A 12,551-nucleotide genomic window follows, 5' to 3' on the forward strand; every position below is an offset into this window, starting at 1 on the left:
CGGCTCATTGATTATTTAAATAGATTAATAGTCGTAATGATAATTGGAATACCGAATACATCGATTAAAAATGCTCCTACAATTGGTACGACAAGAAATGCTTTTTGAGATGGACCGAAACGTTGGACAACCGCTGACATATTGGCCATCGCATTTGGCGTTGCCCCTAAACCATGTCCAGCAAAACCAGCAACCATAACGGCAGCATCGTAATTTTTTCCAAGTAACTTAAATAATACAAAGATACTGAATACGACAATGAAGAATACTTGCGCGAAAACAATGATGAATAGCGGAAGTGCTAAATCAGCAATTTCCCATAGTTTAACACTCATTAGTGCCATTGAAAGGAAAATCCCTAAAGTGACATCGCCGATTAAAGAAATGCTTTTCATATTAATCGCTTCAGGTTTTACTTTATCCATAATATTGCGCACTAGTACAGCTACAAACATTGCACCTACATAACCAGGTAGTACGAAGCCAGTAGCTTCAGAGAATAATGTTCCAACGTAAGTACCTAAAGCCATACAAAATGTAATGAATAATACTTGTGTAAAGAATGATTCGGAAGTAATTTGTTCATTTCTATTTTCAAAATCAACTTCCTCCGTTTCTTGTACATCTGGCGTTAAATTATATTTACCCACTAAATATTTAACAATAGGACCACCGATTAAGCCACCAGCAACTAAACCACATGTAGCCGCAGCTGCACCGATTGTCATAGCTGATGAAATACCTAAGTCTTCTAACGTTTGTCCAAATGCTGCAGCGGCACCATGGCCACCTTCCATAGATACTGCACCAGCCATCATACCGATTAAAGGATGAATGCCCATTAGTGATGCAAGTGATACACCGATTACATTTTGCATTAATGCTAGGAAACCACAAGCCAACCAATAAATAATTAATAATTTTCCACCAAGCTTTACAAGTTTAAAGCTTGCCCCTAAACCTATTGTTGTGAAGAAAGTAATCATAAATAAGCTTTGTAATGACGTATCAAGTGAAAATTCTACTACGTCAGTGGTCTTTAGAATAGTTGCCAATGCGGCGAATAGTAAGCCACCGACAACGGGTGCTGGAATACAAAAACGCTTTAAAAAACTGATTTTATTGATAAGCCAGCTACCCAATGCGAATAGCGCAACTGCTAGAAATACTGTTGTAATTTGATTAAATTCAATCATTAACCTTGCCCCCTAAGTAAGTTATTAAGTGCCTCATAAACAAAATAAGCACCTAATTTAACTGTGCGTCCGTTCTCATCCAGTGAAGGATTGACCTCACAAATATCAAAAGAATGTGTATTTGGGTGCGAAGTTACTTTTTGAATGATTGTGCGTACTGTTTTTGGATCGAGTCCAAATGGTGATGGGGCACTAACTCCCGGTGCAAATGCAGCGTTTAGCACATCCGTACAAAGCGTTAAGAGAATATAATCATGATCATCCATATATTGCTGAAGATCTTGCATGATGTGCGCATTATTTTCTGGCGTCATATTTTCTTCTAACACATAATTCACATGCAATTCGTCGGCTTTGTCAAATAGCTCTTTTGTATTGCCAAAACGTTGTATGCCTAGTACAAAGTAATCGGTATGTGGATCCTGTTCTAAAATCTGACGGAACATTGTGCCAGACGACGGTTGCTCATCATATGGTCGTAAATCGAAATGTGCGTCGATATTGACGATCCCAAGCTTCGCATCTTTAGGTAACGCAGCACGAACACCTAAATAATGTCCGTATAGTGTTTCATGTCCACCGCCAAGTATGACACATTGTATTTTTTTATTTAGCAATGTTTTGACAATTCCGCCTAGTTCACGCTGTGCTTCTTCTAGAGCATGGTTTAGACAAAGAACGTTACCGACATCAATAATTTGTTGTTCCTCTTCAAATGTCCAAGGTAAGCTAGACAATGCTTCACGCAGTGCGTTAGGTGCACTTGCTGCTCCTAAACGTCCTTGATTACGACGTACACCTTCATCACAAATAAAGCCAACAATTCCGGCATGCTGATTATCTGAAACGCTTACATCATTTATAGGAATTCTTTTTACTTTTTGATGTAGACGAAAACTACTCGCATTAGTAGTTGAATCTATACGGCCTCTCCATTGTTTTTGATCTGTCATTGTATACATATCTTTATCAACTCCATTTACAATATTATTGTAGTGAAAATATTGTTTATGAGTTGATTATATATTCGCATAATTATAATTTCTAATATATAATTATTATCAATCTATAGCTTAAAACTATAAATGGGGGAGATGTTGTTGTGGATTTTAAACAATTACAATATTTTATAGCAGTTGTGGGGCAAATGAATTTCTCGAAGGCGGCTGAAAAAATGCATATTTCTCAGCCTTCTCTAAGTAATGCTATAAAAAAATTAGAGCAAGAAGTTGGATCTCCTTTACTTGAAAGGAATACGAGAAATCTGCAATTAACAGAAGCCGGCGAGCTATTATATGAACGGGCAAAAATAATATTGAAAAACATGGAAGTTTTAAAAATAGAAATGGATGAGGTCATTGTACGAGGTACAAGCGAAATAACGATAGGGATTATGGAATCCATTAAACATTGGCTCCCAAAAGTCATAACAGAGTATAAAAAGGAATATCCGCAAATGATGATCCATTTAGTAGATATTTTAGGAAGTAAACGTGTCGAAAAATCGCTCAAAAGCTATAAAACACATTTAATTATTACGAATCAGATAATGGATGATGAAGAACTAGAAGTTAACTGCTTATATGAAGAGCGACTTGTCGCCGTTTTACCCTTAAATCACCCGTTAGCGAATAAGGAGAAACTAACAATTGCCGATTTAAGTGATGAGCCATTTATTATTAGTACAGAGGGTTTTCAAACGAGACATGACATTTTAGATGCGTTTGAAAAGGCTGACAAGAACATTAATATCCAATTTGAAATTGAACGTTTTGAAACGGCAGTATCACTCGTTCGTGAAAATTTAGGCATTACCATTTTACCAGAAAATTATTTAAAAGGTCCTACAGCAAAAACGATTGTTCAAAAAGAAATAGATTGTCCCAATTTACGAAGAAATGTTTATGTAGTGTATTTAAAAAATCGTCATTTACCTTTAGCGATTCGTCAATTACTGACTGATATAATAAATATAGGGAAAACGCTTTGAAATGTTAAAGATTGATTTAATTGAAAAGAGAGGCTGGGCCAAAAAAATGTTAGACCGAGATGCAAACGGCCTAACATTTTTTTGATTTAGGGAGGAATATTTAACTCAGTGAAGGGAAAAAGTTATTACCCATTTTCGCTATTTTTCAAAATTACCGAGTTCTGTTCCAGTCTCTTTATTTATCCTACTTTTCGTTTTATTTAACAGTTTAAAAAAGAAGTGGCTCATCGAACGCCCCCTAGGAAGCTCTGCTCTGCGCGAAAGCGAAGCGTCAGCAACAAAGCGCACGATTGGAACGGAAATCAACCCCTATTATGATGAGCTAAAAAAGTAAAAACAGGCAACTAAGTCATAAAATTTTTAATCAAAAGAACTATTCGGATTTTAAGTTACATATTATGGCAATATATCTTTTTGATTTAGATTTTATTATCGAAATGATATTTTCTATCTACCCGAATCACTGCCTTAAGTATGAATTTTCTCTATAATTCAAATTTTTGTTTAATAGACATTGATTTACAAGAAATATAGCGGTAACATTTAATGTAAGAATAAAAATGAATATTCATTCATTTGTCATTTTGATGTTCAAACAAAGGGGGCTTTTTAATGAACTTTTCTTATAGCGAAAAAGTAGTAGAACTGCAAGAGAAGCTGACAAATTTTATGGAACAATATATTTATCCAAATGAGGGAGTATTTGCTGCACAGGTAGAGGCAATGGAGGATCGTTGGGGAGCGATTCCGCCAATTATGGAGGAATTAAAACAAATGGCAAAAGAAGCGGGTTTATGGAATTTATTTTTGCCGGATAGTGAATATGGTGCAGGATTGACGAATTTAGAATATGCACCTTTATGTGAAATAATGGGACGATCTTTACTAGCTCCTGAAGTATTTAATTGCAATGCGCCAGATACGGGAAATATGGAGGTACTTGTGCGCTACGGCTCAGAACAGCAGAAAAAACAATGGCTAGAGCCGTTATTACGAGGAGAAATACGTTCCTGTTTTGCAATGACTGAGCCTGCAGTTGCGTCTAGTGATGCAACAAATATCGAGGCAAGTATTGAACGAGATGGCGATTATTATATTTTAAATGGACATAAGTGGTGGACGACAGGAGCAGGCGATCCTCGTTGTAAAATCGCTATTTTTATGGGGAAACATAAAGATTCTACAGCACCTATCCATGAGCAACAGTCGATGATTTTAGTGCCGATGGATACACCTGGAGTAAAAATTGAGCGTATGCTTACTGCATTTGGCTATGATCACGCACCAGAGGGTCACGGTGAGGTGACGTTTACAAATGTTCGAGTACCTGTTGAAAATATATTATGGGGAGAAGGAAAAGGCTTTGCGATTGCGCAAGGTCGTTTAGGCCCAGGTCGTATCCACCATTGTATGCGTCTTATTGGAGCCGCTGAACGTGCATTAGAGGAAATGTGTGTACGTGTACAAGGGAGACATGCTTTCCATCGACCACTTGCAGACCAAGGTGTCATGCGGGAGCGTATTGCGGAATCACGAATTGATATTGAACAGGCTAGACTCTTAACGCTAAAAGCAGCGTATATGATGGACACAGTCGGGAATAAAGAGGCGAAGGCAGAAATTGCCATGATTAAAGTAGTGGCGCCAAATATGGCATTAAGAGTGATTGACCGGGCAATTCAAGCATTTGGTGCTGCTGGGGTTGGCCCAGATACGACGCTTGCTGCACAATGGGCGAATTCTCGAACATTAAGATTAGCAGATGGACCGGATGAAGTGCATCGTAACACGGTGGCTAAGCTAGAGCTGAAAAAGCATGCTAAAAAACAAGAGGAGCTGGTAAAATGACAGTACTAGACTTATTTAGTTTAAAGGGAAAAACGGCCATCGTAACAGGGGGAGGACGTGGTCTAGGAGCTCAAATTGCGCAAGGCTTTGCTGAAGCAGGTGCCAACATTGTACTATGCTCAAGAAAGGTCGAGGCATGCGAAGAAGTAGCCGCAGAATTAGCTGAATTGGGTGTACAAACATTAGCTCTTGCCTGTGATGTGACAAAGCCAGAGGATATAGCAAATGTAGTGTCAAAAACGCTTGAATCATTCGGCCAAATTGATATTTTAGTCAATAACAGTGGGGCTTCTTGGGGTACTCCTGCCGTTGAAATGCCGTATGAGGCTTGGCAAAAAGTCTTCGATGTTAACGTCAATGGTACATTTTTAATGACGCAAGCTGTTGGTAAAATAATGCTAGAACAAAAGAGCGGAAAAATTATCAATATCGCTTCGGTTGCAGGGCTTGGGGGTACAATACCTGAATTTATGGATACCATTGGCTATAACGCAAGTAAAGGTGCGGTCATCACGCTAACAAAAGATTTAGCTGTAAAATGGGGACCGTATGGTGTCAATGTGAATGCAATTGCTCCAGGATTTTTCCCGACAAAAATGTCAAAAGTCTTAATTGAGCGCGGACAAGATTATTTGATGGGCGTGACGCCGTTAAAACGTTTAGGAACTGAAAATGACCTAAAAGGTGTTGCTTTATTTTTAGCTGCGGCTGCCTCAGATTATATTACGGGGGATGTCATAGTGGTAGATGGCGGTATGAGTTCAATCATTTAGGGGAGGGGTACAATGGATACGATACAAGTAAGGGCAAGTGAACGTATTGATGAAATGAAATTACATTCATTTTTAAAGACTCAGTTTCCGGAATTACCAGAGGGGAAACTAGAAATTTCGCAGTTTAGTGCCGGACATTCAAATTTGACATATTGTTTAAAAGTAGGTGAATTTGAAGTTGTTCTGCGTCGACCTCCTCATGGGCCAGTTGCCAAAAAAGCGCATGACATGAAACGTGAGTATACAATTTTATCAGCATTACATCCATTCTTACCTGCTGTCCCAAAACCTTATGTGTACGTTGAAGATCGAGATATTATCGGTAGTGATTTCTTTCTAATGGAGCGCAAAAAAGGTATCGTACTTGACACTCATTTTCCACCAGGTACTGAAAATACAGAGGAATTAGGACGTCAAATTTCGGAAAAGATGGTTGATTCGCTTGTAGCTCTTCATGCCATACCATATAAGGAAACGCAATTAAAGGATATGGTGAAGCCAGAAGGATTTATGGAGAGGCAAGTACATGGGTGGATTGAGCGCTATGACAAAGCAAAAACGGCAGAGTATGGTGAAGTGGCAGCGTTGACAAAGTGGTTAAAGGATCATGTCCCTTCTAATCAAGAAGCTACCATTATTCATTATGACTACAAGCTTAATAACGCTATGTTTTCAAATGATTACTCTGAAATGATTGGACTTTTTGATTTAGAGATGACAACTGTAGGGGATCCATTAGCAGATTTAGGTGTAGCTATGAGTTATTGGATGCATGCAGATGACCCTAAAATGCTGCTCTACGCATTTGGAGAACCGCCAATAACGACTTTACCAGGGTTTTACACACGTCAGGAATTTATTAACCGCTATGCTGAGAAAAGCGGACGTGATGTTTCAGCCATAGCTTATTATATTACATTTGCCTACTTTAAATTAGCGGTAATATGCCAGCAAATCTATTATCGATATGTAAACGGTCAAACAAAAGACGATCGTTTTGCACAAATGGATAAAATGGTAGCTGCATTAATTCATCAAGCTTCTAAAGCTCTATAAACAATGGTATAAATGACGGTTGCTTGTAAAGCAGCCGTCATTTCATGTAGTAATAGAGCAGGGGCAAAAATTTATACCTGTATTAGAAGTAAAGGGGGAAGCAAGTTGAAAAAAATAATACTATTTTTTCCTCTGTTAGCTGTTATGTTAGTAACTTCGGGTTGTTTGAATGAAATGGTTGGGCAAAAAATAACTGTTCAGAAACGAATTGGTGAAGAAAATATTTTTGAAGACTTCAAAGAAGTACATCAAAAAAAACAGGTGGAAAAAGCGAAAGATATAGTTGAAAATGCTAAATGGGAAAATAAAAAAGTAGAAATGGCACGTTATGCTGACTACCAATTTCAATTTCCATTTAAGAACAGTAGCGAAAACAAAATAGCCTCTTATTTACTTTGGGTTACCCCAAATGGTGAAAATTTAGAAATTGTTACAGATAGTGATAGATACGTAAAATTAACAAAGCAAGATTCAGCAAATCTATATGAAATTTTAACTGGAGAAGAATTAATAAAGTAATTCCCTGTTTTGTAACTATTCAATAGTCAGTTAGTTGATAAAAGAATTCTTACCCAAAAACAAGAATAAATATTTATTGGTTGAAAAAAGGAGGTATTGAATTTTGGAGGAGTAAATTAAGGAGCAAGCCTAAGATAACATAATGCTTTGATAAGCCATCGAAGGATTAAGCGAGGTGTATATAAAATATTTCCTACTCATCCCTCCTGCCATTTAACAACTCTTTCATTTCAGTTGATTGCCCAGACAAACCACTCATCTCTTACCTGCCAGTTATATTCAAAGAATATAATATCACCCCATATTAAGGTTTAAATTACTGATGAGAAAGAAGAGGCGGTAAATCCTGTTGATAGTTTTTCCTCATATAGAACCAAATACAGACAATGAAGGACTTTAAATAAGAGCATGTTTTGATCAATCTTTTTTCAAAACATGCTCTTTAAATTTGTTCTCATATAAAGAAAATTATTAATATAACCAAACTTATTTTAAAGCTAGAACTCCAACTGAGCACTTTCCTTGAGGCGGTCAAAGATCTTTCGCTTCTATACTAAAGTTTCATTTTTGCTGATCCCTAAGGAGTAACTCAGCCTGTATTCCAATCAAGCGCATTTATTTTTCATCTCTGTAAAAAAACAACAGATTATCCGACAATAGATATTATATTTTAAGAATATTCTCGCATCCAATTTATTATCATAACAAAATAGTTCCCGTTAAGAAAATTAAGGGAGAGGGAATACATGTTCTTATTTTATCATACATTCTTTCAAAATGAAAAATTTATCAGTTCATAAATAGGAGCCTGATTAATTGTGTTATTCCCAAGTTTGATCAAGCTTATCACAGTAAAACTTAATGGCTTTGCTATAATTTATAATTCCTTCATGTTTACTAGTGAGGATTAATGTAGTTAATAAAGTTTCCATAGCCGTTGAATGTTCACCAAGATTATAAAGTGTCATCGCATAGAAAATCTTTACATGTTCGGCTTCTGGAAACTCACTTATAGCTCGTTCAAGAATATATTTCGATTGTTCATATTGCCCTAATGTTCGATAGGTGCTTCCTAATCCTACATAAGCATCTACTAAAAATTCGGGTTTAAGCCCTAATTGAATTGCTTTTTCATAGTGGGGGACAGCCTCATTTTCTTTTCCTAATGAATCATATGTCCAAGCGCATTGAAATTGGTAGTACCCATTTTCAGGCTCTTCGTTAACAAGAGCAACCATTAATTGATTTGCTTTTTCCAATCGACCATTCTCTCTTAATGAAATGATTTGCTGTAATCGCTTATCCATTTTTATATCCTCTATCTTTCTATTTTTTATAATATTTAATAATTTTAAACTTTTGAATTAATATTGTATACTTGGTTCAAGTTTAGAGGGAAAATATAGAATTATTATCTATGCCAAATCGACAACTACGAAGTGGCTCAACAATCGTTTTTCGATGAAAAAAATAATAATGAGGTGAATGAGAATGCTGGAGCGTTCAATGGAGAAAACACGGGGATGTTAAAAAGAAAGGGAGTGATAGAAAGAGGAGCATTTTATGAAAGCTCTTCTATATAAAAAGAAAAGAGGACGAATATCATGAATAATTATCAAAGCATCATTACTGAAGGATTTGATTTAAAATATTGTGTGAAGGGGCAAGGTAAGCCGATATTGGTAGTGGGAAGCAGTGTATATTATCCACGCTTGTTCTCGGAAAATTTATATAAACATTTTCAATTTATCTTCTTAGATCATAGAGGTTTTGTGAAGCCTCCTCGTGTCCTCAAGAAAGAAGATTATACTTTGGATAAAATTGTGAAGGATATCGAAACAGCAAGACAATTATTAAAGCTTGAGGATTTCATCATTTTAGGACATTCTGGACATGCATTTATGGCTTTGGCCTATGCCGAAAAATATCCTCAGTACGTTCAAAAGGTCATTTTATTAAATTCAGCACCGACAAATAGTCAAGAGAGACAGCAGCAAAGTTTTTCATTTTTTAATGAGACTGCTAGTGCTGAGCGAACAAAGCAATTTGAACATGATATTGCCTTCTTAGAAGATGATATTCACAATGATCCAGCAAGACGATTTGTGCATATGTGTATTCGCATGGGAGCGCATAGCTTTTATGATTATACGTTCGATGCTGCTTATATGTGGGATGGCGTATCTACAAATATGGACGTTATTGATCACCTTTGGGGTGTAGCTTTTGCGGAACGAAATCTAATTCAATCTATGGCCCACCTAGATAAACCTATTTTTGTAGGGTTAGGTAGGTATGATTTTTTAGTCGCTCCGGTTTCGCTGTGGGATGAAATTGATTCTTCTTCGGGGAATGTGAAGAAGGTCATTTTTGAAAAAAGTGGTCATAACCCAATGTTTGAAGAACAAGATACTTTTGATAATGAATTAATCGAATGGATTAATGAATAGTAATGAATAAATGATCAGCTTCTCAAATGAATAACTTCAAATAAAGTTTGATCAAAATCCTATGTTTAATAAAATGTACCCTATAAGATAGTCACTTGAAAAAGGCTCGCTTATAGGGTCATTTTTTTAAAATGGAAATACAGCAAGACAGAGCGGAATTTATGTCAAAGTAACTGATTGATAATTATTGATTTAATTTCGCAAATAGAATTTAATTACCGCCTTATCTAATACAAAGGCGATTGTGATACCTACTGTATACCGAACCAAATCCTCTACAAGAAAACCTTTGCCAAGTATCAAAGCCCCGAACGTTGTCCCACGAATCTGATTAATCCAGTCTTCCTGATACAACTGACTAAATTCAATGCCGAAGCTAAACAAGAAACTGAGCAAAATAGCTGCTAGAGTGTTCTTACGCACTAGCAACAATCGAAATCCGAAATAGACCATCATAGCCCATAACATGTCCCCTGCATTCTGCGCTACAAATGACGGAAGTAGAAGACTCCATTTTCTAGAGGCTAGACCTAAAAAGATGGTGATCACAATAGCTATCAAATAAGCTATTCGCATGTTACGGAATTGCGAGTTATTAGGTTTCTGCTCATTAATCAATAGAATCACTCTTTCAGTTGTTGATATTAATCATTATCTCATAATTGATGTCCGAAAGATTGATGTAAGCACGCACCTTTGACTAAAGATCACCAATTATTTAGTTGTCCTTGTAGTCTTCTTTAAGCAATCCGTATATTTCTAAATCTACAACTCCTTTACCAGACCATAATGTAGCTTGTCTTAAAAGTCCTTCTTTTATAAAACCATTTTTCAGGAGAACCTTTTTAGATGCTTCATTCAATGGCATAACCTCAGCTTGTATACGATTTATATTAACTTCCTCAATTAAAAATTTGGTAAGTATTTTAACTGCATCCGTTGCAATGCCCTTACCCCAATAATCCTCTGCAAAAAAGTAACCAATCGTTACCATACTCACTTTTTGATTAAAATCCATTGCTTCTATAATACCGACTAATTTATCGCCATGAGACTTTTGAAAAATGCCCCATTTAATTCTGCTTTTCTTCTGATAATCTCTGTCAAAATGCCCTATCATTTTACCCACCGTTTGGATATTATGTTTCGGGATTATCCCACAATATTCAAATACTTTTTCATTATCATAGATTGCAAATACTTCTGGTAAATGTGCATCTTCAATTTTTTTTAGCACAATATTTTCGGAGCTTAATAATGGGAACTCTGCAAACACTTTTTCGATATTCATAGCATACTCTCCTTATTTTTTATAAAGTTTTCCTCACTGGATCGGAATATAAATTTTCATTTTCAATGTATTTGGAAAAATAGAATTTACTACGTCTGTTATCTCAAAGGCAGGGCCGTTATTCCTCTCGTAATTTGAATTTGGTAACCAAAACCCGTAAATATAACGTCGGGTATTTTGAACGGATTCTGCAGAGCCATCAATTTTAAATTCCGCATATTTTCCTTCGGGAATCTGAGTATTGACGAAGTTGTCATGTATAGAAATATCATATTTCTCTACTTCTTCGCCAACAATAAAGGAAAATCGCCCATCATCTTGAAATTGAGTAGAGACTCCGTAAGCCATACAAATGTTTTCTGTGCGAAAGCGCAGCGACAGCAACAAAGCACCTAGTCGGAACTGAAATCAACCACACACTGTGGTGATTATTGAAATATAAATATATTGAACTACATTCCTTTATTATGTATGATTTTACTATATTATACAGAAAGTGAGTGATATAAGATGAAAGTCAGCTCTATTTTTCCAACATACAAATATAAGGTGTGGAAGAAATAAGAATAATAGATTCTTCTGCACGAAATCGGAGGAATTGGAATGTTTAGTAGTTACGGACCTTTGTGTACAGAACTTTATGATTTGACAAAACCAGTGGGACATTCTATTGGTGGGGATATTGAATATTATCTTGAACGCTTAAATGGAACTAAGGGAAGGGTACTTGAAGCAGGAGTGGGCTCTGGACGCTTCTTAATCCCTTTACTTGAAAATGGATATGAAGTTGAGGGGATCGACAATTCACCAGAAATGTTAGATTCATGCCGAAAACGTTGTAATGAAAGAGGGTTCAAGCCAAATCTATATGAAGGTAACTTAAGCAATTTTTCATTAGACTCAAAATACGAAGTGATAGTTATGCCGACAGGTTCGTTATGTTTAATAGAGAATTCAAAAGATGCGATGGATGCATTAACATGTATGTATAATCATTTGATTCCTGGGGGTCGCCTAATTGTAGACATGCTTTTACCTACAGACTGGCGAACAGGGGAAATTACTTCATCCTACTATGAAATTTCGCAAGAGGAAGGAATTACATTAGAACGTAAATGCGTTGAAATGAATTGGATCGATCAATATACGCTAACCATTTTAAAATATGAAAAGTGGCGAAAGGGTAAATTAATCGATACAGAGTTACAAAGATTTCCGTTAAGATGGTATGGAGTAGAAGAATTCAAGCTTATATTAACAAACATAGGTTTTTCTGATATAACTTGCTCGGCTGAATATGTTTATAACAAGAAGCCTTCAAAAGAGCATTCGTTAATTACATTTGAAGCTGTGCGTAAATAAATATACCTGCTAGATTTTAGCTAAGAAAGTTGCTGAAATCTAGCAGTTTTTTATTCCATTTTTTTC

The 12,551-nt window shown here is 36.2% G+C and carries 12 protein-coding genes and 1 pseudogene; 7 read left to right on the plus strand and 6 right to left on the minus strand.

All coding sequences use genetic code 11. The annotated features are described in order from the left end of the window. Nucleotides 1–11 precede the first annotated feature (11 nt). Both gltS and hutG read right to left on the minus strand, forming a co-directional pair. The gene (gltS, locus tag MWJ95_RS13960; RefSeq protein ID WP_249074543.1) at nucleotides 12–1,196 is read right to left on the minus strand and encodes a sodium/glutamate symporter; all 1,185 of its coding nucleotides are present in this window, start codon (nucleotides 1,194–1,196) and stop codon (nucleotides 12–14) included. After that, on the minus strand, nucleotides 1,196–2,158 hold the full coding sequence (gene hutG / locus MWJ95_RS13965; RefSeq protein ID WP_249074544.1) for a formimidoylglutamase: 963 nt from the start codon (nucleotides 2,156–2,158) through the stop codon (nucleotides 1,196–1,198). Before hutG ends, gltS begins: the two co-directional genes overlap by 1 nt. A gap of 140 nt (nucleotides 2,159–2,298) precedes the next feature. Here hutG and MWJ95_RS13970 point away from each other — a divergent pair, with 140 nt between their 5' ends. The 5 genes from MWJ95_RS13970 to MWJ95_RS13990 all read left to right on the plus strand — a co-directional run bounded on the left by MWJ95_RS13970 (nucleotide 2,299) and on the right by MWJ95_RS13990 (nucleotide 7,382). Beyond that, a complete protein-coding gene (locus tag MWJ95_RS13970; protein WP_249074545.1) occupies nucleotides 2,299–3,186 on the plus strand; it encodes a LysR family transcriptional regulator in 888 nt (295 codons plus the stop codon). Between the two features lie 612 nt (nucleotides 3,187–3,798). After that, nucleotides 3,799–5,034 (plus strand): acyl-CoA dehydrogenase family protein, encoded by a 1,236-nt coding sequence (locus tag MWJ95_RS13975; RefSeq protein WP_249074547.1) that lies wholly within the window; start codon nucleotides 3,799–3,801, stop codon nucleotides 5,032–5,034. Further along, nucleotides 5,031–5,807 (plus strand): SDR family oxidoreductase, encoded by a 777-nt coding sequence (locus MWJ95_RS13980; RefSeq protein ID WP_249074548.1) that lies wholly within the window; start codon nucleotides 5,031–5,033, stop codon nucleotides 5,805–5,807. Before MWJ95_RS13975 ends, MWJ95_RS13980 begins: the two co-directional genes overlap by 4 nt. Nucleotides 5,808–5,819: 12 nt before the next feature. Beyond that, complete coding sequence (locus MWJ95_RS13985; protein ID WP_249074549.1) at nucleotides 5,820–6,863, plus strand: phosphotransferase family protein; 1,044 nt, start codon at nucleotides 5,820–5,822, stop codon at nucleotides 6,861–6,863. Nucleotides 6,864–6,968: 105 nt separating this feature from the next. Beyond that, nucleotides 6,969–7,382: a YhfM domain-containing protein gene (locus tag MWJ95_RS13990; RefSeq protein WP_249106127.1), complete on the plus strand. Its 414-nt coding sequence runs from the start codon at nucleotides 6,969–6,971 to the stop codon at nucleotides 7,380–7,382. Nucleotides 7,383–8,203: 821 nt separating this feature from the next. Here MWJ95_RS13990 and MWJ95_RS13995 read toward each other — a convergent pair. Continuing rightward, a complete protein-coding gene (locus MWJ95_RS13995) occupies nucleotides 8,204–8,689 on the minus strand; it encodes a tetratricopeptide repeat protein (RefSeq protein ID WP_249106129.1) in 486 nt (161 codons plus the stop codon). A gap of 297 nt (nucleotides 8,690–8,986) precedes the next feature. Between MWJ95_RS13995 and MWJ95_RS14000 the strand changes: the two genes are divergently transcribed. Continuing rightward, nucleotides 8,987–9,832: an alpha/beta hydrolase gene (locus MWJ95_RS14000; protein WP_249106131.1), complete on the plus strand. Its 846-nt coding sequence runs from the start codon at nucleotides 8,987–8,989 to the stop codon at nucleotides 9,830–9,832. A 192-nt stretch (nucleotides 9,833–10,024) separates the two neighbouring features. Here the strand turns inward: MWJ95_RS14000 and MWJ95_RS14005 are convergent, their stop codons facing one another. The 3 genes and pseudogenes from MWJ95_RS14005 to MWJ95_RS14015 form a co-directional block, all read right to left on the minus strand. After that, nucleotides 10,025–10,459, minus strand: coding sequence for a ribosomal maturation YjgA family protein (locus tag MWJ95_RS14005; RefSeq protein ID WP_374110168.1), 435 nt, complete (start codon nucleotides 10,457–10,459; stop codon nucleotides 10,025–10,027). A 91-nt stretch (nucleotides 10,460–10,550) separates the two neighbouring features. After that, complete coding sequence (locus MWJ95_RS14010) at nucleotides 10,551–11,123, minus strand: GNAT family N-acetyltransferase (RefSeq protein ID WP_249074553.1); 573 nt, start codon at nucleotides 11,121–11,123, stop codon at nucleotides 10,551–10,553. 33 nt (nucleotides 11,124–11,156) lie between these two features. Next, nucleotides 11,157–11,471: pseudogene (locus tag MWJ95_RS14015) on the minus strand (GyrI-like domain-containing protein); the annotation flags it as partial. 255 nt (nucleotides 11,472–11,726) lie between these two features. On the opposite strand from MWJ95_RS14015, the gene MWJ95_RS14020 reads away from it, so the two are divergent. Next, nucleotides 11,727–12,485, plus strand: coding sequence for a class I SAM-dependent methyltransferase (locus MWJ95_RS14020; protein WP_249106133.1), 759 nt, complete (start codon nucleotides 11,727–11,729; stop codon nucleotides 12,483–12,485). The last annotated feature ends 66 nt before the right edge of the window (nucleotides 12,486–12,551 follow it).

It is taken from the genome of Lysinibacillus sp. Bpr_S20 (assembly GCF_023337835.1).
Lineage (GTDB): Bacteria > Bacillota > Bacilli > Bacillales_A > Planococcaceae > Lysinibacillus.